Consider the following 21,077-nt stretch of genomic DNA (forward strand, 5'->3'; position numbering starts at 1 on the left):
GCCCGGGATTCACAGCTTTCTGTCTGGGGAGTGGGCAGATGCCCCTTGCGAATGTTGCGTGTTGCTTTAATTTTCTTACCCAATAGGCAATGCCCGAGGGGAAATGCATGTTTGGTCGCGTCAAGCCGTTGGATGCCATTCTGGCAACGGCTGAAAAGAAATCGCTCCATCGATCCTTGGGGGCGTTCCAGCTGACGATGCTGGGGGTTGGTGCGGTCATCGGCACCGGTATCTTTGTTCTCACCGCCGAGGCCGCGCAAAAGGCGGGCCCCGGCATGATGGTCAGCTTTATCATCGCCGGTTTCGTCTGCGCCGTGGCAGCCCTGTGCTATGCCGAAATGGCCAGCATGGTGCCGGTCTCGGGTTCGGCCTACACCTATTCCTATGCCGTGATGGGCGAGCTGGTGGCCTGGATGGTCGGATGGGCGCTGGTGCTGGAATATGCCATTGCGGCAGGCGCGGTCTCGGTCGGCTGGTCGGGCTATTTTACCGGCATGTTGGGCCATCTGCATGATTATGCGGATTTTCTGCCCAACATCGTGATCCCCCACGCGCTGGCCAATGGCCCCACGGCTGGCGGCATCGTCAACCTGCCCGCCATGCTGATCGCCACGGCGACCACCGCCCTGCTGGTGCTGGGCACCACGGAGAGCGCCACGGTCAACGCCATTCTGGTGGTGATCAAGATCACTGCGTTGACGGTGTTCTGCCTGCTGGCGCTGCCGGTGATCAAGGGCGCGAATTTCACCCCCTTCATGCCCACCGGTTTTGGCGGCGTGTCGGCGGCGGCGGCCTCGATCTTCTTTGCCTATGTCGGTTTCGACGCGGTTTCGACGGCCGCTGAAGAGACGGTGAACCCCCAGCGCAACATGCCCATCGGCCTGATCGGCAGCCTTGCCATCTGCACCCTGTTCTACATTCTGGTCGCCGCCGGCGTGATCGGCAGCGTGGGCGCCCAGCCTATGCTCGACTCGATGGGGCATGCCCTGCCGACCGGTTCGACCGCACTGACCGACGCCTGCGGCAAGATCAACGGCCAGGCTGTGGTCTGCTCGAAGGAGGCTCTGGCCTGGACGCTGCGCCAGATCGGCTTTCCCAAGATCGGCAATTTCGTGGGCCTGGCCGCCATCATGGCGCTGCCCTCGGTGATTCTGATGATGATCTACGGCCAGACGCGCATCGCCTTCGTGATGAGCCGCGACGGCCTGCTGCCCGCCAAGCTGAGCAACGTCCACCCCAAGTTCAAGACGCCGCATGTGGTGACCATCGCCACCGGCATCTTCGTGACGGTCTTCGCCGCCTTCTTCCCGGTGGGTCTGCTGGCCGATGTGTCGAACTCGGGCACGCTGTTCGCCTTCGCCATGGTGACGATCGCCGTGCCGGTGCTGCGTCGCACGGATCCCGATCGTCCGCGTCCTTTCCGCACGCCGGCGGTGAACGTTGTCGCTGCGATCTCGCTGATCGGCTGCATCTATCTGTTCTTCAGCCTGTCGTTCTACACGCTGCTGCTGTTCTTCAGCTGGGCGGCATTCGGTCTGGTGATCTATTTTGCCTATGGCAAGAAGCACAGCCATGTCGGCCTTGGTACGGAGCCGGGCGACGAAGCCTGATCGTCCGTGATGATTGCCAAAAGAAAGGCCGGGGTGTTCGCCCCGGCCTTTTTGTTTTTACCCTGTGTGTCAGATCACACCGCTTCGAGCGCGTAACCCGCCGAGCGGACCGTGCGCACCGGATCGGGCGCGCCTTCCTGCTCGATGCCCTTGCGCAGGCGGCGGATATGAACGTCCACCGTGCGCAGTTCGATGTCGCTGTCCGTGCCCCACACCGCATCGAGCAGCTGCCCGCGCGAGAAGACGCGGCCCGGATGCTCCATGAAGAACTTGAGCAGGCGGAACTCCGTCGGCCCCAGCGAGATGATCTGGCTGCGGCGGGTGACCCGATGGGCCGTCGCGTCCAGCGTCAGATCGCCCACCGTCACCAGCTCGCCGGCAAGGGCGGGGCGGATGCGGCGCATGATCGCGGCGACGCGGGCGATCAGCTCGCGCGGCGAGAAGGGCTTGGTGAGGTAATCGTCGGCACCGGTTTCCAGGCCGCGGATCATGTCGTCTTCCGCGCCGCGCGCGGTCAGCATGATGATCGGCACATGGGCGGTGGCCTTGTCGCGGCGCAGGCGGCGGCAGACCTCGATCCCGCTGGTGCCCTCGATCATCCAGTCGAGGATGACGAGGTCGGGAATTTCCTCGGCGGCCAGCAGCAGGGCTTCGTCGCCATCGGGGGTGACCGAGACGCCATAGCCTTCCGCGCGGAAGCGGAATTCGAGCAGTTCGGCAAGCGCTGGATCATCCTCGACCAGCAGCAGACGGGGCGGATTCATGGGGTGGTGTCCTCCCTGTTGAGCGTTTTCGAACCGGATGGAACATCCGGTGACTTCCGAAAACGCGGTCATTTAAAAATCTCAGTTTTCGGGCCGGTCGCCGCGCTCGCCCAGATAGTCGGCGGTGGCGGCGAAATAGACCTGTTCGGCAAGATTGGTGGCATGGTCGCCGATGCGTTCCAGATTGCGGGCCACGAACAGCAGATGCGCCGCCGTGCCCACGCTTTCGGGCTTTTCGACCATGTGGCTGACCAGATTGCGGAAGATGCTGTCGTAAAAGGCATCGACCTTGGCGTCGCGCTCGACGATCTCCATCGCCAGATTGGGGTCGCGCGCGGCATAGGCGCTGAGCACGTCATGGACCATTTCGGCGGCGATCTCGGCCATGGCGGGGATCAGCGGGAAGGGGCCGAAACGGTCGCGATCGGTGATGCGCCCAGTGCGGCGGGCGATGTTCTTGGCATAATCGCCGATGCGTTCGAGAATGCCCGCGATTTTCAGCGCCGCGATCACCTCGCGCAGATCGTCAGCCATGGGCGCGCGCAGGGCAATCACCCGCACCGCCAGCTTGTCGACCTGGGCTTCGAGCGCATCGATCTTCTTGTCACGCGCGATCACTGCATCGGCCAGCGTGGTGGAGCCCTTGACCAAAGAGGCCATGGCCTCGCTGATGGCCACTTCGGCCAGGCCGCCCATTTCCGCGATCAGACCGCGCAGGCGGGTAATGTCTTCATCGAACGCCTTGACCGTATGCTCAACCACCGCGCAACCTCACTCTGGCCGAAACGCCGGCCCAATCTCGCCATCAATTCCTGCGATAATCGCTCGCTGAATATCTGTCACAAAAACGTCACAAAGGCTATCGCAGCCTGTGTTTACGCCTGCATCCCTGACGAAATATGGTGACAGTAATGTGACGATCTGTAACTTTTCGCGTTGAAAAGTCCTAATCGGCGGCGAGCGGCAGTCTCACGCTGACGGTGGTGCCCACGCCAAGCTTGCTGGCGATATCGAGCCGCCCGCGATGCCGCTCGACGATATGCTTGCAGATCGCCAGACCCAGCCCCGTGCCGCCCGCCGCCCGGCTGCGGCCCGGATCGGTGCGGTAGAAGCGGCGGGTAAGGTGAGGAAGATGTTCGGGCGCGATTCCCGCGCCGGTGTCAGTCACGCTCACTTCGGTCATGTTGCGCGGCGCGGGCTTGAGAACCACGCGCACCGGGGTTTCGCCGTCGCCATATTTCAGGGCGTTGTCGATGAAGTTGCGCAGCAATTGTTCGAGCTGCTTGGCGTCGCCGCGCACCACGGGGGCATCCTCGCCCTTTTCGAACTCCACGCGGATGGCGCCGCCCGGGGCGGGCGCGAACTCGCGTACCACGCGCTGAGCCAGCTGCGGCAGTTCGATGCGCGTCTCGGGCAGATCGTGCTTTTCCGCCTCCAGCTGCGAGAGCGACATCAGATCGGCCAGCAGCGTCTGCATGCGCCGCGCCTCGCGCAGGACAGTGCCAAGGAAACGCTGGGTGAGCGCGCCATCCACCTTGTCCCCCGCATCGCTCAGCGTCTCGACATAGCCGATGATCGAGGAGAGCGGCGTGCGCAGCTCATGGCTGGCATTGGCCACGAAATCGGTGTGGGCGCGGCTGATGTCGGCCTCGGCGGTGCGGTCGCGCATCTCGATCACGCGGTAGCGGGCATCGATGCCGTGGCGCGTGAGATGCCACACGCTGTCGCTGACCGTCAGCGCGGGCACGGTCACGGTCGAGCCATCGGGCTGGTCGAGCAGGCGGATCGCATCGGGATGGCGCAAGGCGATGCGTGTATCCTGCCCCACCAGATGCTTGCCCAGCACGGCGCGGGCGGCGGCGTTGGCGGCGCGGATGCGGGTCTCATCGGTAAGGATCATGGGGATGCTCACCGATTCGACGGTGGCTTCCATGGCGTTGCGGGCAATGGCGTCGAGGTCGGGCCTTTCGGAGATGGGCTGGCGCGCGGGCTCCTCTTCCATGCTGCGCAGCCGGTCGGCCCAGAGCGAGAAGAACCACACGCCGGCCACCACCGCCACGATCAGCAGCGAGACGCTGGCCCAGACCAAGCATATGCTCGTCAGCAGGGCCAGCAACATGCCTGCCCAGGGGATCTGCCGGTTGCCGCTCATCCGCCGGGCCGCCTTCCAGTTGTGCGTGGTCGGCCCCGATGGCCATGATCGCGAAAGCGCGTCATGTATTCTGTGTGTGACAGGGCCATGTCAATCTTCGCCCTGTCGATGGCCGGGGAGGAATCAGGGGCCGCGAAACAGATGCCGGGGGCCAAGGGCGGAGACGCTGGCGCAGCCCAGTTGCGCCATGGCGAGTTCCAGTTCCGCGCGCACAATGTGCAGCATATGGGCGACGCCGGTGAAGCCTCCGACCGCCAGCGCATGCATTTGCGGCCGCCCGACCAGCACGGCTTGCGCGCCCAGCGCCAGCGCCTTGGCGATATCTGTGCCTGAACGCAGGCCGCCATCGACCAGCAGCGGGAAGGTGGGGCCGACGGCTTCGCGGATTGGCGCGATCAGCTCCAAAGCGGAGGGCATGCCGGGAAGAACGCGTCCGCCGTGGTGCGAGATGACCACGGCGTCGGCGCCCATTTCGGCGGCCATGCGCGCATCCTCGGGGGCGGCGAGGCCCTTGATCAGCAGCGGCAGGCTGGTGTGTTGGCGTAGCCACGCGAGATCCTCCCAGCGGGGAGCGTTCTCGGTCAGCGGGGTGCCGAAGAGGATCGCGCCATGGTTGGTGACCTGCTGTTGCGTGGGGAAGCCGCGCAGATTGGCGGCCTCGACACCCGGGGGTAGCGGAAAGCCTGCGCGTTTGACTGCCGCATCGACGGTGAAGGCGATGGCCTGATAGCCCGCATCTTCTGCGCGGCGGATCAGCGCCAGCGTGTGGTCTCTGTCAGGCTGGGCATAGAGCTGGAACCAGTGCGGCACCTCGGGCTGAGCCAGTTGGCGGGCGGCATCCCGCGCGGCCTGCGCCACCTCTTCCAGCGTGACGCTCGACAGGGTGCTGAGGATCATCGACAGGCCCATGGCGGTGGCCGCGCGCACGGTGGCCAACTCGCCTTCGGGATGCGCCAAGCGCTGATAGGCGACGGGGGCCAGCAGAATCGGCGCGGCGTGATGCTGGCCGAAAAGGCTGATCGCGGTCGAGCCGCCGCGCAGATCGGTCAGGCGGCGGGGCAGCAGCTTTAGGCGATCGAGCGCGACGCGGTCGTTGTCGGGGGCGCCGTGAAAGCCGCTGCCCTCCTGAATATGGCCCCAGACGGCGGGGGGCAGGCGGGTGGCGGCATGTCTTTCGTAATCGGCCAGCGTGTGGATATCGTCGGGCAGAGCGCTCATGTCAGCGACCATTCGCGCAGCAGATTGTGATAGACGTTGGTAAGGCTATCGACGCTTTCGTGGTCAGGATGGTCGGCGGACAAGCTCTGGATCGACTGGTCCAGATCGTAAAGCAACCTTCGGCGGTGGTCCTGCGGCACAAGGCTCTGCACCCAGAGGAACGAGGCGAGGCGCGCGCCGCGCATCACCGGCGTCACGCGGTGCAGGCTGGTGCCGGGATACAGCACGGCGTCGCCTGCGGGCAGTTTGACCTGCTGCTGGCCGAAGGTGTCCTGAATGATGAGTTCGCCGCCGTCATAGTCTTCGGGTTCGCTCAGGAAGACGGTCATCGAGCAATCGGTGCGCACGCTCTGCGCGGTGCCGGGGATCGGGAAGATCGCATTGTCGACATGGTTGCCGTATTCGCCCTCGCCCTCATAGCGGTTGAAGCGGGGGGGCACCATGCGCAGCGGCAAGGCGGCGGACAGGAAGGATGGATTGCGCATCAGGCGGTTGCCGATCAGCGCACCCAGCTGCTGGGCCTGAGGGCTGTCTGCGGGCAATTGCTGGTTGCGCTTGACGCCCTGAGCGCGATGCCCGGCAGTGGCGCGGCCATCCTGCCATTCCGCCGCCTCCAGCAGGGCGAGGGCCTGTTGCAGGTCTTCGGCGCTCAGCAGGGCAGGGATGTGCAGCAGCATGGATGGTCTTTCGCGGGGATGACGGCGGGTCTTTGGGCCGGGGCGGACGAAGGCGATATGCGCTAACGCAAATCAGAAACGTCTTTCTGCGTTTTACCGAAGGAGAACGCAAGACCGGGCGCGGAAAGGGACTTTTCCCGCACCCGGTCCGGCCGGCCCGTGAAGGCCGACCGTCCAGCTCAAGGACGGCACGCGGGCGTTACATCTTGTAGGAGACCGTCAGCGTGGCCGAGCGCGCATCACCCGGCGTGGCCCAGCCATTGTTGGCGCGGATGCGGGTGTAATACAGCTTCTGCCCGATGTTCTTGACGTTGATCTGGGCGTTGAGGCGCTTGGTCACGTCATAGGAAATCGTAGCATTGTGAACCACATAGGACTTGGAGCGATAGACCTTCTGCGAGGCATCGGTGGTGGAGGGCGTGTTCAGCGCAAAGCTGCCCTGATAGGTCGCGCCGTAACCCACCGTCACGCCGAAGGGCAGGCGATAGGTGGTGAAGATGCTGCCCGAATGGTGGGGCGTCTGCACCAGTTCCGAACCGCCGCCGGGGTTGGGATAGGCTCTGGAGTTGGTGCAGCTACCCGTGCCCGGATTGGCAAGGCACTGTGCCGAGACCGAGCGGATCAGCTTGCTGTCCAGATAGGTGTAGTTGGCGGTCACCTGCCAGCGGTCGGTGATGTTGCCGCTGGCGCCCACGGCCACGCCGTTGACCCGCGACTTGCCCTGGTTGGTCTGATCCGGCACCAGCGGATCGCCCGAGACGACCTTATAGGCATTGCGCTCGTTGCGGAACACGGCGGCGGTCAGCAGCAGGCCCTTGGCGACCTCGGCCTTCACGCCCACTTCGTAGTTCTTGGCGGTTTCGGGCGCGGTGTTGCAGGTGGAGGTGGTGTTGGTGGCCGTCACCACGGTGCAGGCGCCGTTGACGGTGTTCTGCGAGGGCGTCTTGGAATTGCCATAGGCGATATAGGCGCTGACGGCCTCCACCGGCTTGTAGACCGCGCCGATGCGCCATGAGAACATGGTGGCGGCATTGCGGGTGGTGGCGATGGTATGGGCCTGCCCCAGCGTCACGGCCGAGCCCGGCGTCACCAGATTGGCGGTGGTGGGGGCCGCACCGGCGGCGGTCGCCAGCGTGTAGGCGGTGGAGTGGCCGATGTTGCGATCGATGCGCACGCCGCCGTTCAGTTCGAAATGGCTGCCGAATTTGGCGGCGTCGAACAGATAGAGGGCATAGTCCTCGATATCGTTGCGGCTCTTGCTGCCGACGATGAAGTTGACCGGCCCGGTGTAGGTGTTGTTCAGCCCCGGATTGTAAAGATTATAGGCCGGGACCGCCACCGCCACGCCTGCCGCCGTGCGCTGCGAATTGCCCGAGGAGAGGTTGTAATACTCCTTGGAGACCTGCAGGCCTGCGTCCAGCGTATGCTCGATGCCGCCGGTGTTGACGGTGGCCGAAAGGTCGGCCTGTTCGTAGAACATCTGGTTCTGGGTGTCGCGGGTGTTGCCGCGCGAACCGCCCGAGGGAACGAAGGTGCCCGCCGCCTGACCCGTGGCGCAGGGCAGGCCCACCGGGGTGAGGTTGTTGGGCATGCAGAAGGTGCCCTCCGGCCCGTCCGAGCGGCTGAACTGGGACACCTGATCGTAGCGCATCAGATTGCGCAGCTTCACCTTGCTGCTGAAATCATGCTCGACGATGCTGGTGATCTGGTTCGAGTTGATGCGCTGCGTGTCGTAATTGGCGAAGCCGTAATAGGCGCTGCGGTCCACGCCCGGCAGCACGCCGGTGTAGCCATTGGTGCCTGCCGCATTGTTGGCGAAATAGGGCAGGCCATATTGCGGAATGTTGCGGTCTTCCTGATGGACATACATCAGCGTCAGCCGCGTGGGGGAGCCCAGTCCCACGGTGATGGCGGGGGCAATGCCCCAGCGGTCGTTCTTTTCCACCTGACGGCCCGGAATGTCATTGTGGTGGACCATGCCGTTGAGGCGGAAGGCCACGCTGTCCGACAGGTGGCGGTTGATGTCCACCGTGCCGCGATAATAGTTAGCGGTGCCCACGCCGCCGGTGACCAGCATCTGGTCGCGGTCCAGCGGGCGCTTGCTGACCAGATTGATGGTGCCGCCCACCGAGCCCGAGCCGTTGACGACCGAGCTGGCGCCGTTGGTCACCTCGATCTGCTGGACATTGAAATTGTCCGAGCGGGTGTATTGTGCGCTGCTGCGCACATTATCGACCTGAATGTCGTTGCTGGCGGTGTAGCCGCGCAGGGTGATGCTGTCGCCATAGCCGCTGCCGCCTTCGCCCGCGCCGAAGGTGATGCCCGGCACGGTGGAGAGCGCTTCCTGAAGCGAGATGATGTTCTGCTGCTGAAGCACCTCATGCGAGAGCACGGTGACGGTCTGGGGTGTGTCGCGCAGCGGGCGCACGGCCTTGGGCGAGGCCTGGCGGCGGCCCAGTTCAACATCGTCGATCGCGGTGTCGGAGACGGTGACGCCGCCCAGCGAGCGTTCCTCGCCCTTGGAGTCCTGCGCGTGAAGCGCGGCGGCGGTGAAGGGCAGGATCGCGGTGCTGACGCAGGACAAGGCCAGCGAGGCCCGGGCACGCGCCGGGCTGGAGAGTTTGCTCATGATGTCCCCCTGTTGTGGTTGGGGGCGGGCTAAGGGCGTTTCCGCATTGAGTCAATAACGATTCTCAATAGCATCGTTGTATCTGTTTTATGACGCAGCTGACAATGTGTCACAGAAGTGCGTGGCAGCCCCTGACACAGCGATCGCACAGTCCCGGATTTGCCCGATGCGATGTCTGCCATTCCATGCTAGGCGCGGGTCCATGGATTTCGACGATCAATTGCGCCGCTATTTCGCCACCACCGATCTCTCCGACGTGCCGCAAGGTGCGCTGGAGGCCGGCATCGAGAAGATGCAGGTCGATCTGGGGATGGAAGCGGATCGCGGGCGGCGCTTTGCGCTCTGGGCGCTGCTCAGCATGCTGGGGGCCGCGCCCGATCTGGACGTGGCCTTCAAGGATCCGGCGGACCGCGACACCGCGCGCGACTTTATGGAGATGATGGAGCGCGCTCAGGATGGCGAGGGCTGAAGCGCTTCAGATCACCGCGATCTCAAGCACTTCGATAGCATCGTCCTTGCCGCTGAAGGGCAGGAACTCGCCTTCTTCCCCGCCGATCAGCGCGCGGGCCAGCGGCGCGGAAAAGGCGATGCTGCCCTGCGTCGGATCGGCCTCGTCATCGCCCACGATGGAAAGGTCGCGGCGCTTGCCGTTCAGTATGAAGCCCACCCGCGTGCCGATGGCCACGACAGAGCCATCAGGCGCGGGCACCAGTTCGGCGGTGATCTGGCGGGTGGTCCAGTAGCGCAGCTCGCGTTTCAGCGCATTGATCTGCGCTTCTTCGCCTCCCTTGGCCAGTTCCACCTCCAGCGCCGCCAGCTTCTTGCCGATCAGCGCCAGTCCGCGCGGCGTGACCAGATTGGGGCCGGGCGGGATGGGGATCTCGAACTTGGGTTCCAGATGCTCGTCGTCGCCGTCGCGGCGGAAGGCGACGCTCATCAGGCCTGAGACGCCGACAGGGCCAGCGCCATGAAGGTGTCCACCGCCTCGCTGGCTTCCATCCACGCCGCTTCGGCTGCTTCGATGGCGGCGTCGGTTTCGGCGCGGCGCTTCATCAGCTCGGTCATGGTCAGCTTGGTGAGGTGCTTTTCCGCCGTCGAGGGATCGAACATCGCCTTGTCGATGGCGTTGCGGGTGTTGGTCAATTTCTCGACCTCTCCCTCCAGCTTCTTGGCGTGTTTGCGCAGCTCCTGGCTCTTTTCGCGGGCCTCGGCGGCGGCGCGGCGCTGGTCCTTCTTGTTCATGCCCTTGGAGGCGGAGCTGCCTTCCTTCGAAGGCTCCTTGGCCAGCACGAAGGCGATGTAATCCTCGATGGAGCCGTCGAAATCCTGGCCGGTGCCTTTGTCCACCAGCACCAGACGGTCGGCGGTCATTTCCAGCATGTGGCGGTCATGGCTGACGATCACCACCGCGCCGGTGTAGGCGTTGAGCGCCTGAATGAGCGCCTCGCGCGCGTCGACGTCCAAGTGGTTGGTGGGCTCGTCGAGAATCAGCATATGCGGCGCATCGCGGGTGATGAGCGCCAGCGCCAGACGCGCGCGCTCACCGCCCGACAGGCGGCCCACCTGCGTGGTGGCCTTGTCGCCCGAAAAGCCGAAGCGGCCCAGCTGGCCGCGCACGGCGCCCGGCGTCGCGCCCTTCATCAGCGCTGTCATATGCTGCAGCGGGGTCTCGTCGCGGTCCAGCTCTTCCACCTGATACTGGGTGAAATAGCCCACGCGCATCTTGCCGCTGGCGTTCATCGCGCCATCCATCGGCGTCAGCTGGGCGGCCAGCAGGCGGGCCAGCGTGGTCTTGCCGTTGCCGTTGCGGCCCAGCAGCGCCATGCGCTCATCGGGATCGATGCGCAGGTTGAGGCGGCTCAGGATCGTCTTGTCGCCATAGCCCACCGAGGCGAGGTCCAGCGTGATGAGCGGCGGGCGCAGCTCGTCCGGGTTCGGAAAATCGAAGCTGAGCGAGGGATCGTCGATCATCTCGGCGATGGGCTGCAGCTTGGAGAGCGCCTTCTGGCGCGACTGGGCCTGCTTGGCGGTGGAAGCGCGCGCGGAGTTGCGGGCGATGTAATCCTGCAGACGGTCGCGCTCGGCCTGCTGCTTGACGCGGGCCGAGGCGATCTGGGCCTGCCGCTCGGCGCGCTGGCGCTCGAAGGCGTCATAGCCGCCCGGGTACAGCGTCAGCTTGCCGCCCGTGAGATGCAGGATGTGATCGACCACATTGTTGAGGAAATCACGCTCATGGCTGACCAGCACGATGGTGGCGGGATAGGATTTGAGGAAATCCTCCAGCCACAGCACGGCTTCCAGATCGAGGTGGTTCGAGGGTTCGTCAAGCAGCAGCAGATCGGGCTGCGAGAAGAGCAGCGCGGCCAGCGCCACGCGCATGCGCCAGCCACCGGAAAAGCTTTCCAGCGGGCGGTTCTGCGCCTCTTCATCGAAACCCAGACCCGCCAGAATGCGCGCGGCGCGCGAGGGGGCGGTGTGGGCATCGATGGCGATCAGCCGCTCATGGATCTCGCCAAGGCGGTGAAGGTCTTCCTCATTGGCGTTTTCGGCCAGTTCCATCAGCTCGGCGCGCTCCGTGTCGGCGGCCAGCACGGTCTCGAAAGGCGTGGCGTCTCCGCCCGGCGCTTCCTGAGCGATATAGCCCAGACGGGCGCCGCGCGGCATGCTGACCGAGCCCGAGTCAGGCTCCAGCATGCCGGCGATCACACGCACCAGCGTCGATTTCCCCGCGCCATTGCGGCCGATCAGGCCAATGCGCCCGCGCGGCGGCAGCTTGGCGCCCGCGTCGTCGATGATGGTGCGTCCGCCCAGGCGGACCGTGATTCCCGTCAGATTAAGCATGGGCCGCGCCTAGCAGCAGAGCAGCGGAACCGAAAGCCCCCGCTTTAAAGCGGATCACCCACGCCATGGGCATGTTCGGAAACCTTGTCGCCCATCAGCACGCTGCCCACCGAGGCGGCCACCACCAGCGCGATAGCCAGCAATTGCAGCGGGGTCAGCGTCTCGCCAAGGATCAGGGCGCCGGCCAGCGCGCCTGCAGCGGGCTCGACGCTGAGCAGAATGCCGAAACGGTTTTCGGGGATGGTCTTGAGCGCGATCATCTCCAGGGAATAGGGCAGGGCGCTCGACAGCACGGCCACCACCACGCCGCTCAGCATCAGCGAGGGCGAGAGCAGGGTGAGGCCCACATCATGCACGCCGATGGGCACCACCACCAGCGCCGCCGTCGCCATGCCCAGCGCCACGGTCTGGCCGCCGGGCAGATGGCTCGTTTTCTTGCCGAAGACGATGTAGAGCCCCCAGAACACGCCTGCGCACAGGGCAAAGCCCACGCCCGTCCAGTCCAGCGCATGGTTCATCTGGCGCAGGGGCAGCAGCAGCGCCAGACCCGCCGCCGCCAGCGCCACCATGGCGATATGCGCCAGACGCCGCGCATGCAGCAGCGACACCGTGAGCGGGCCCAGAAATTCGATGGCGATGGCCAGACCCAGCGGAATGCTGCGCAGCGCCATGTAAAAGCAGAAGTTCATCAGCCCCAGCACCGCGCCATAGCGCATGGTGGCCAGCAGATCGGCGCGGCTGATGGTCTGGCGCCAGGGCCGCCAGATCGCCAGCAGGATCAGCGCGGCAAAGCCTACGCGATAGCTGACCGTGCCCTGCGCGCCAACCAATGGAAACAGGCTTTTACCAAAGGATGTTCCCACACAGAATGAGGCGATCGATCCCAGCAGCGCCAGATAGGGCAAGGCGCGGGACAGCGAGGTGGACGGTGCGGGCGAGGCGGAAACCGAGGTCATGCCGGAACCATAGCAATGCTGCGCTGGCGAAGGGCGGCGAAATCATGCATCAAGTGACGGATTTCATCATTGTGGGAGGATTTGTGACGGAACCCGTCGATCTCGATCACTTCGACAGGCGAATCATCGCCATCGTGCGTCGCAACAATCTGGAGCCGGCGCGGACGATCGCGGCGCAGGTCGGCCTCTCGGAAAGCGCCGTGTTGCGGCGTTTGCGGCGCTTGCGGGCGACGGGCGTCATCATGGCCGATGTGTCGGTGATCGATCCGGCGCGGCTGGCGCCATCCATCACCATCCATGTGCTGGTGGAACTGAACCAGAGCGGCTTGCGCATGGAGCAGGACTTCGCCGCCCGTCTGGCGGGCCGCGAAGAGGTGATCGGCGCCTGGAATGTCACGGGTCGCACCGATTTCCTGCTGACCGTCACCGTGCCCTCGATCGAGGCCTATCAGCGCTTTTCCGATGAAGTGTTGGCCGCGGACGAGAATGTGCGCGATTTCGAGACGCTGGTCACCCTGCGCGAGATCGTGCGGCCTGACCATCTGCGCGGTGGCTATCCGCTGTGAGGGCAGGGCGCTGTGAGGGCAGGGCGCCATCACAGGCACCCTGCATGGTCGATCATGCCGCCAGCAGCGCCTGCTCGATATCGGGCACGGGCATGGAGGTGAGATCCTTGTTCAACTCGCCGGCCAGACGCGCCTTGACCTCGCCATGGTAATGTTTGCGCAGCGTGCCCAGCACCTGCGGCGGGGCGACCACCACCAGCGTCTCGAAGGCGGATTCCAGCGCCATGCGGTTCACCAGATCAGCGGTCTGGATCGCGAAGCGGTCTTCTTCCTGCTGATGGAAGTCGGTCTCGCCCATCGTCCCGCGTGAAGGAGCAAACGCACCGCCGCCCTGCGTGGAGGATGCGGTGCCTGCGGCATCGCTCTTCTGGTCGCGGTCGGCGGGGTTGTCTTGCGTTTGATGCTCCTCGACGCGGAGGGCAATCTCCTCGGCGCTGCCGCCATTGCGCAGCAGCAGCCGCTTGCGGCCATCGGCGACCAGCACCAGGGCATCGTGGGAAATAATCATGCGCGGCTCCTTTGCGTTTTCGTACCGGATGAAAACGGTACGTTTCGGGAGCGGCGCCGGGTCCATGGCAGCCTTTCCGCCCGGCGCGGATCGGCCACACGTCCACGCAGGACTTCAGGGTTTTACGGCGAGCGCCGACCATGGGATGATGGCCCATTCAGGATTGTCGCAAGAGCGCATCACGCGCGGGAAGCTGGCACCGACCCACAGGCCCTTGGGGCCCAGCGACCATGAGGGGAAGTTCCAGACATCGCTCTGGGTGTAATCGCAGCCGTCCTCGTCGCCCTTGGCGGGGGCTGTCATGGCTTGCGGATGATAGCGCCGGAGCAGGGCGACCAGACGCGGCGCGAAGACCTTGCTGCGATAGGTGTACCAGCCGTCACTGTCCTGCGGCGGGATCGCGCTCTTGCCGAAGGGCAGCACCGCATCCAGCGTCAGTTCGCGCCCGGCGACGGCGTCGAAGCTGTGCCCCTCGGTGCCGAAATCGGGGTGAGCGGCGCGGGCGCAGCTCCAGCTCGAACTCCATGTGTAGCTGACGATATGAGCGCCCAGCCATGGCGTATCGGCTTTCGACGTATCGAGGCCGGGCCGGCCATCCGATCCGGTGCAACCCAGAAAGGCCGACACGTTGGCCCAGTGCTGCCGGGCCAGCGCATGGTTGATCGCGGCCATGGCCGGGGCGGGATAGCCGGATTCCAGCCGGAACAGCCGCAGGCCGGTCACCCCCTCGCGATACCAGCGGATGGTCTTGCCGCCCGGCACTGCCGGCTGCTGAGGCGTTAGCGACAGGCCCGCAAGCTGAAGCTTTTCATAAGGTTCCAGCCTTGGCGGCAGATCAGCGGGCAGATCGCGCGGCGTGGCGGCGGGATGCAGGCTGACGGACAGGCTCTGGCCCTTGGCGGTGGTCAGCGTGCCGGTAAGGGCGGGGCCGGACTGCGTCAGCGCCAGACGGTCCCTGGTGATCTCTGATGTCAGCGTGATCGCTTGGCCGTGGCGTTCTCCGGCAAGATCGATGTCCAGCCGTGTGGCGCGGTAGAAATAGTGGCCGCTGACCTCGCTTTTGTCAGCGTCCAGCGCCAGCACGATGCGGGCGCTGCCTGCCGTGCCTTCATAGATCTGCTCGGCCAGCGCCGGGCTGGCCACCAGCAAGGAGGCCGAAAGCGCAAGCAGTCGCGTGAGCATCAGGCAGTTTCTCGAAAAGCAGGCAGGCGGCCAGAAGATAGCGCGGGGCTGCCGATCTGGCCACCTTCTGCTTTCCGGCGAAGGACTTACCGGTTGACGGTGGCGCTCACCCGCTTGAGGAAAGCGTGATGCGGGATGGCGGCGCGGGTGATATGGTCGAAGATGCCGCCACCCAGACCGGGCAGGGCGGTTTCGACCATATGGACCTCCTCGAGCGTGCGCACATCGATGGCGATCCGCAATTCATGGGTGAAGGTGAAGCTGACCTGCATCGGGCAGGGGCAGGCATCTTCCACCATATGGATCAGGGCTTGCAGTTCATCACTCACCGGGGTGCTTTTGGGGCCTCGGACAATCGGCGATACATTGGCTAGGTTGGCCATGGTTCAACTCCTCCCGTCTCTCATGTGAAACGCTTTGGCGCAGGATTTGATCCAGGGGCCGGGAGGCATTTCGTCGCATTTCACGAAAAAGGGCGCCCCTTGCGGAGCGCCCCCTTCTTTCAGATGCTTGGCCTTGCTGCGGCGGAAGCCTCAGTAGGCGAAGGTCAGGCTGCCGACGATGGCGCGCGGCGGGCTGATCTGGGCATTGGTGTAAGTGCCCGTATAGCTCATCTGGTTGTTGTAGGTGCCGCCGAAGCCGCCAACATAGAACTTGTTGAACAGGTTCGTCACGTTGAGCTGGAAGAACGAGCGGTCGTTCAGGCCGATGGCCGTCAGCGCCACGCGGGCATCCAGATCGACAACGGTGTAGGACGGGGTCTGGGCGCCATAGACCACGGTGCCGTTGGCGATGCCGGTGTTGTTGTAGGAGAAATAAGGCGTGTTCTGGTCGTTCACATAGCGCGGGCCGGTACGCTTGACCTGAAGGCCCAGCGTGAAAGGCCCTTCGGTGCCCTGCAGGCGGCCACCCACGGTGTAGACCGGCACGGCGGATTCGAACTTGCCGGCGGTCTGCAGGACGCCTTCCTGCCCATTGGCCAGCACGCCGGTCACATTGTTCTGGATCTTCGAGTGCAGCCACGAACCGAAGACATAGGCGTTCAGGTGCTGCGGCACGATCTCATAGGCCACGTTGCCGTCAAAGCCGTAACGGTTCACGCTGCCCAGATTGGTGTAGACCGAGGTGTTGTCGTTCGAGTTGTAGGCGCTGCCCAGACGGTTGGTGAAATGGGTGTACCACAGATCCAGCTGCGCGGAGATGCGGTGCTGGTTGTAGCGATAGCCCAGATCGAAATTATCCGTCTTCTCAGGCTTCACGATCGAGGCCGAGCTGATCGCGGGCCAGAAGGTCTGGTACAGCGAGGTGGTGGCCGGCGCCGACATGCCCTTGGAATAGTTGGCGAAGATCTCGCCCATGCCGTCCAGCTTGTAGGTCAGGCCCGCATTGGGCAGCACCGCGCTGTAGTTGAAGGTCTTGGTCTGCGGGATGCCGAAGGTGGGGTTGGCGGCGGCATAGGCCGTGCCCGAGGCCCCGAAGGCGCAGCTCACCGAAGCGCCGGCATTGCGGGTGAAGCAGAAGTTGGTCAGCTCGCGATGCAGGAAGGGCGCGCGCACGCCGGCATTGATCATCAGGCGATCGCCCAGGAACTTGCCGCGATATTCACCCGACACCTGGTTGAGCATGGCGATGCTCTCGGTATCGCGCTTCTGCACGACATTGCCCGAGGAATCGGTGATGCCATCGTTGAACACCGAAACAGCCGAGCCATTGGTGTTGAGATAGCCCAGCTCGCCGGTCTGGGTGATGTCCGAGCGCGAGAAGGCATAGGCCAGACGGATCGTCTGGGCCGTGCTGATGTCATAGCGCAGCGAGGAGGTGACGGCCACGCGGTGCGTCTTGGTCTCGCTGGGGGCGGTCAGGCGCACGGTGTCGAGCGTGTCGCCGTCGCCATTCAGATCCTTGCCCAGATAGTAGGAGCCGTTGATGTAGCCGGTCTGGCCGTTCAGCGTGCCCTCGCTGGCGGTGACGGTGCCGCCGCCATTGGCCTTGGTGAACTGATAGCTGGGGTCAACGTTCAGCACCAGCTTGTCGGTCAGCGTCACGCGGGCCGAGCCGCGGATGTTGGCCATGTTGGTGGGGTTGTTGCGATAGTCGAAAGCCGAACCGCAGCTGTTGGCCTTGTCGGGATTGCCCGCGACGGCCGCCGTGGTGGTGCAGGGCGCATAGCGGTAATAGCCCGCCTTGTAGCTGCCGGGGAAATAGGTCAGCCCCGCGCCGCTGTCGGCGGCCAGCGCCACGTTGGAGAGCGGCACCGAGCCGGAGAAGTTGTTGCGGATCTTCACATAGAAACCGGCCAGCGACAGGAAATCGCCATTGCTGCCCAGCGGCTGGTAGATCTTGCCGTTGTACTCGTCCTTACGGATCTTCGAGTAGTTGTTGTAGGGCGAGTTGTTGCTGGTGGTGCTGGCCGAGAGCCAGGCCTTGGTGCCCCAGGGGCCGAACTTGCCGGTCTCGATCATGCCGAACATACGCATATAGGCGTCGGTGCCGCCAGCGCCCGAGGCGCGGACATGAAAGTCGTCGCTGGGCATGTGCGAGATGAAGTTGATCGTCGAGCCCGAGGCCGAGGAGGTGGGGCTGTCGACGTCGGTGGTGCCCAGGTTCACGGTGACCTTGTCGATCACTTCGCTGTCGAGCAGCTCGCCCGAATAGAGCGCATAGCCGCCGTCATCGTTCAGCGTCACGCCGTCGAAGGTTTCGGAAATGCGCGTGCTGTCGAAGCCGCGGATCGAGAGCGTGCCGGTGGTCGAACCATAGGGGTCCGCGTTCTGGAAGCTGACGCCCGGCAGGTAGTTGATCATTTCATTGACCGACTGGCCCGGCATCTGGTGCTTGATCCATTCCTGGTTCAGCTCGGCCTTGGCCTTGGACGTGTCAGGCACGGCGACGCCGCCGATGGCCTTGTCGCCGGCCTTGCCGGTGACGACGATGTCCTTGTCGAAATCGAGCGTGCCGCTCGACTGGGCGAACGCGGGGGTGGCGATGGCCGAAACGGCCACGGCGATGGTGCTGGCCGCGACGGCCATCCGGAAACTATGACGCATGCTTGTTTGCCCTTGCATGACGGGAATGGGTGCCGGTGAGGCACGATGAAATGGCCAAATGCGGATCGGGCGAATCTGCCCCCGCCCCTGCCGGAGACGCGCCTTACCGCTGGCTGCCCGGCTTCTAAACGGCCTTATGTGACAGATATTTGACAGTGCTGGGCTGTGACTTTGTATCAGTTTATATATAAATTATATAAACATGTGCGCCCGGGAAATTTTGCGCTGCAACAACATGCGTGGCATGTATGAAAGTTATAAAATCCCATCCTGAACAACGGATTGCTGGCCGCGCTCAGGGCCGCTTTTATGCAACGAATTGCGCTGCATTGCGGCATTTGTGCCACAGAAAACGGGTGTGAAACCGGCGTTTACGTGTTTAGCCCTCGATCATGGCGCGCACGCGTGAGCCCAGCGCTTCCACCGTGAACGGCTTGGTCAGCACTTGCATGCCCGGCTCCAGCCGATCATCGCCGATCACCGCGCTTTCGGCATAGCCGGTGATGAACAGCACCTTGAGCCCGGGACGTGCCAGACGCCCCGCCTCAGCCATCTGCCGCCCGTTCATGCCGCCCGGCAGGCCGACATCGCTGATCAGCAGATCGATCCGCTCGCCCGATTGCAGGATGGCCAGGCCTTTCGCGCCATCCTCGGCATCGATCACGCGATAGCCCAGTTCCTCCAGCATATCGGTGACCAGCAGGCGCACGTTGATTTCATCATCGACCACCAGCACCGTTTCGCCATGCTGCGATGCAGGCAGCGCGGCCTGATCGCCATGCCGCGCATCGCCTTGCGCATCACCGACATAGCGCGGCAGATGGAGCGTGACGCTGGTGCCCTGATCGACCTGTGAGCTGATCCGCACCTGCCCACCCGATTGCGTGGCAAAGCCATAGATCATCGACAGGCCCAGACCCGTGCCCTGACCCAGCGGCTTGGTGGTGAAAAAGGGATCGAAGGCCTTGGCCACGGTGTCCGCCGTCATCCCGCTACCATTGTCGGTGACGCGCAGGGCGACATAGGGCCCGGGCGGCAGCCCAAGCGCGCGGGCGGCGGCATCGTCCAGCAGCTCATTGGCGGTCTCGATGGTGATGCGCCCGCCGTGAGGCAGGGCATCGCGCGCATTGAGGCAAAGGTTGAGCAGGGCGTTCTCAAGCTGGCTCTGGTCGGCCAGCACAGTCCACAGGCCCGGTTCGTTCAGCGTCTCCAGCGTGATCGCCGGGCCGACGGTGCGCTGGATCAGCTCGGCCATGCCCAGCACCAGGCTGTGGGCATCGGTGGGCTTGGGGTCGAGCGTCTGGCGGCGCGAGAAAGCCAGCAGGCGATGCGTGAGCGCCGCCGCGCGCCGCACCGCGTCTTGCGCGATCTCGGCATATTTGCCCATATCGTTGGGGCGGCCCTGACTGAGGCGCCGGTTCATCATCTCCAGCGCGCCCGAGACGCCCGCCAGAAGATTGTTGAAATCATGCGCCAATCCGCCGGTCAGTTGGCCGACAGCCTCCATCTTCTGCGACTGGCGCAGCCGCTCTTCGGCGCGCATCAGTTCGGCGGTGCGGTCGGCGACGCGTTGCTCCAGCGTTTCGTTCAGCTTGCGCAGGGCGTCCGAGGCGCGATCCCGCTCCTGTTCGACCGTGCGACGTTGCTCGATATCCAGCAGCACACCGGGGAAGCTGAACGGCGTGCCATCGGGCGCCAGATCGACGCGGCCATTGGCTTCGATCCAGTAATAATGGCCATCGGCCCGGCGAACGCGATATTGATGGGCATAGGCGCCGCCGCGCCTCAGGCCTTCGTCCATGGCGTGGCGCAGCCCTGCCTTGTCGTCGGGATGGACGGTGGCGATCACCTGCTCCAGACTGAGCCCGTCGCGCCCCAGCGCCGGGTCCAGCCCGAAGGCGCGGGCGAAGGCCTCGTCCACGGTGAAGCGGTCGCCGGGAATGTCCCAGAACCATGTGCCGATGATCGCCCCGGCGGAGAGCGCCAGTTGCACCCGCTCGATGTTCGCGCGGGCGATGGCCTCGCTGGCGCGCAGGGCGTTTTCGGCCTGTTTGCGGGCCTCGATGTCGCGGAACAGCACCGAGACCTGGCGGCGTTCCGCCGGTTCCACCCGCGCGGCGGAGACCTCGATATGCCGACCTGCCTCGATAAAACGGCGCTCGAAGCGGATGCCTTTGCCGGTGCGCAGCACGCTGCCGTAGAGCTCCAGCCAGCCATCGGCATCGTCGGGCGCCACATCGCGCAGCGTCTTGCCCACGATGCCCGCGATGCCGGTGTGGCGCTCGTAACCGGCATTGGCGACGATATGCATATAGTCGCTGAGCGGACCATGCGGGCCGTCAAAGAATTCGATGATGCAGAAACCGTCGTCGATGGCGTCGAACAGGGCGCGATAGCGTTCTTCGCTGAGCGTCAGGGCATCGCGGGCCTCGCGTTCGGCGGTGATGTCGCGGGCGATGCCGATGAAGCGCAGAGGCGTGCCGTCGGGGCCGAACTCGGTCTCGCCCTTGCGCGCGATCCAGCGCAGGGCCCCGGTATCGGCGCGGATGACGCGATATTCGGTCTCGCCCTTGATGGCGCCGCTGCGGCGCGACTGGGTGCTGGAGATCCTGTCGCGATCTTCCTCCAGCACGCGTTCCTCGATCAGCGCGGCGGGGCATTGCGGCACCACCGGCAGGCCATAGAGGCGGCAGAATTCGGGGGTGGGGATCAGCAGATCCTCGCGCAGATCGATGGTGAACAGGCCGATGCCGCCCGCCTCCTGCGCCTGACGCAGGCGGATCACTTCGGCTTCGAGACTGGCGCGGGAGAGGGATGTTACGTCAGGTCCGGTCATGCTGCCTCATCATCCCTGCGCTCTTTGCGTTCTTCCTGAACCATCCTGCCGCGCCTGTCCACCGGAGCAGCGCTGGAACGGGCTGGCGGGC

The 21,077-nt window shown here is 64.7% G+C and carries 17 protein-coding genes; 3 read left to right on the forward strand and 14 right to left on the reverse strand.

Going from position 1 to position 21,077, the window contains the following annotated elements:
* Positions 1 to 107: 107 nt before the first annotated feature.
* Positions 108 to 1,610 carry an amino acid permease gene (locus tag SR3_RS04955; protein WP_068081585.1) on the forward strand — a complete coding sequence of 501 codons (1,503 nt, stop codon included), beginning with the start codon at positions 108 to 110 and terminating at the stop codon, positions 1,608 to 1,610.
* Positions 1,611 to 1,684: 74 nt separating this feature from the next.
* Here the strand turns inward: SR3_RS04955 and phoB are convergent, their stop codons facing one another.
* From phoB to SR3_RS04985, 6 genes are all read right to left on the reverse strand, one after another.
* On the reverse strand, positions 1,685 to 2,374 hold the full coding sequence (gene phoB / locus SR3_RS04960) for a phosphate regulon transcriptional regulator PhoB (protein ID WP_068081588.1): 690 nt from the start codon (positions 2,372 to 2,374) through the stop codon (positions 1,685 to 1,687).
* 81 nt (positions 2,375 to 2,455) lie between these two features.
* Entirely contained in the window at positions 2,456 to 3,136 is a 681-nt protein-coding gene (phoU, locus tag SR3_RS04965; RefSeq protein ID WP_068081591.1) for a phosphate signaling complex protein PhoU, read from the reverse strand.
* Between the two features lie 184 nt (positions 3,137 to 3,320).
* Positions 3,321 to 4,526 carry a sensor histidine kinase gene (locus SR3_RS04970; protein ID WP_245653776.1) on the reverse strand — a complete coding sequence of 402 codons (1,206 nt, stop codon included), beginning with the start codon at positions 4,524 to 4,526 and terminating at the stop codon, positions 3,321 to 3,323.
* Between the two features lie 123 nt (positions 4,527 to 4,649).
* Complete coding sequence (locus SR3_RS04975; RefSeq protein ID WP_245653777.1) at positions 4,650 to 5,744, reverse strand: alpha-hydroxy acid oxidase; 1,095 nt, start codon at positions 5,742 to 5,744, stop codon at positions 4,650 to 4,652.
* Positions 5,741 to 6,421, reverse strand: coding sequence for a Fe2+-dependent dioxygenase (locus SR3_RS04980; protein WP_068081600.1), 681 nt, complete (start codon positions 6,419 to 6,421; stop codon positions 5,741 to 5,743). Before SR3_RS04980 ends, SR3_RS04975 begins: the two co-directional genes overlap by 4 nt.
* Before the next feature lie 199 nt (positions 6,422 to 6,620).
* The gene (locus tag SR3_RS04985) at positions 6,621 to 9,050 is read right to left on the reverse strand and encodes a TonB-dependent receptor (RefSeq protein ID WP_068081604.1); all 2,430 of its coding nucleotides are present in this window, start codon (positions 9,048 to 9,050) and stop codon (positions 6,621 to 6,623) included.
* A gap of 202 nt (positions 9,051 to 9,252) precedes the next feature.
* Here SR3_RS04985 and SR3_RS04990 point away from each other — a divergent pair, with 202 nt between their 5' ends.
* Entirely contained in the window at positions 9,253 to 9,519 is a 267-nt protein-coding gene (locus SR3_RS04990; protein WP_068081607.1) for a hypothetical protein, read from the forward strand.
* Positions 9,520 to 9,525: 6 nt separating this feature from the next.
* On the opposite strand, the gene SR3_RS04995 is transcribed toward SR3_RS04990, so the two are convergent.
* The 3 genes from SR3_RS04995 to SR3_RS05005 are packed head-to-tail and all read right to left on the reverse strand — an operon-like array spanning position 9,526 to position 12,847.
* Complete coding sequence (locus SR3_RS04995) at positions 9,526 to 9,987, reverse strand: GreA/GreB family elongation factor (protein ID WP_068081610.1); 462 nt, start codon at positions 9,985 to 9,987, stop codon at positions 9,526 to 9,528.
* Positions 9,987 to 11,891, reverse strand: coding sequence for an ABC-F family ATP-binding cassette domain-containing protein (locus SR3_RS05000; protein WP_068081613.1), 1,905 nt, complete (start codon positions 11,889 to 11,891; stop codon positions 9,987 to 9,989). The genes SR3_RS04995 and SR3_RS05000 overlap by 1 nt, the downstream gene beginning before the upstream one ends.
* A gap of 44 nt (positions 11,892 to 11,935) precedes the next feature.
* Positions 11,936 to 12,847: an EamA family transporter gene (locus SR3_RS05005; RefSeq protein ID WP_068081616.1), complete on the reverse strand. Its 912-nt coding sequence runs from the start codon at positions 12,845 to 12,847 to the stop codon at positions 11,936 to 11,938.
* A gap of 44 nt (positions 12,848 to 12,891) precedes the next feature.
* Between SR3_RS05005 and SR3_RS05010 the strand changes: the two genes are divergently transcribed.
* Positions 12,892 to 13,413, forward strand: coding sequence for an Lrp/AsnC family transcriptional regulator (locus tag SR3_RS05010; RefSeq protein ID WP_068081619.1), 522 nt, complete (start codon positions 12,892 to 12,894; stop codon positions 13,411 to 13,413).
* 52 nt (positions 13,414 to 13,465) lie between these two features.
* On the opposite strand, the gene SR3_RS05015 is transcribed toward SR3_RS05010, so the two are convergent.
* The 5 genes from SR3_RS05015 to SR3_RS05035 form a co-directional block, all read right to left on the reverse strand.
* Entirely contained in the window at positions 13,466 to 13,921 is a 456-nt protein-coding gene (locus SR3_RS05015) for a host attachment family protein (protein ID WP_068081622.1), read from the reverse strand.
* A gap of 114 nt (positions 13,922 to 14,035) precedes the next feature.
* Positions 14,036 to 15,103, reverse strand: a complete 1,068-nt coding sequence (locus tag SR3_RS05020) for a hypothetical protein (protein ID WP_068081626.1) — start codon at positions 15,101 to 15,103, stop codon at positions 14,036 to 14,038.
* Between the two features lie 86 nt (positions 15,104 to 15,189).
* Positions 15,190 to 15,432, reverse strand: a complete 243-nt coding sequence (locus tag SR3_RS05025) for a hypothetical protein (RefSeq protein ID WP_245653778.1) — start codon at positions 15,430 to 15,432, stop codon at positions 15,190 to 15,192.
* Positions 15,433 to 15,636: 204 nt separating this feature from the next.
* On the reverse strand, positions 15,637 to 18,150 hold the full coding sequence (locus SR3_RS05030) for a TonB-dependent receptor (protein ID WP_084454943.1): 2,514 nt from the start codon (positions 18,148 to 18,150) through the stop codon (positions 15,637 to 15,639).
* Between the two features lie 379 nt (positions 18,151 to 18,529).
* A complete protein-coding gene (locus SR3_RS05035; protein ID WP_068081632.1) occupies positions 18,530 to 20,986 on the reverse strand; it encodes a PAS domain-containing hybrid sensor histidine kinase/response regulator in 2,457 nt (818 codons plus the stop codon).
* Between the last annotated feature and the right edge of the window lie 91 nt (positions 20,987 to 21,077).

The sequence above is a fragment of the Novosphingobium rosa NBRC 15208 genome, from assembly GCF_001598555.1.
GTDB lineage: Bacteria > Pseudomonadota > Alphaproteobacteria > Sphingomonadales > Sphingomonadaceae > Novosphingobium > Novosphingobium rosa.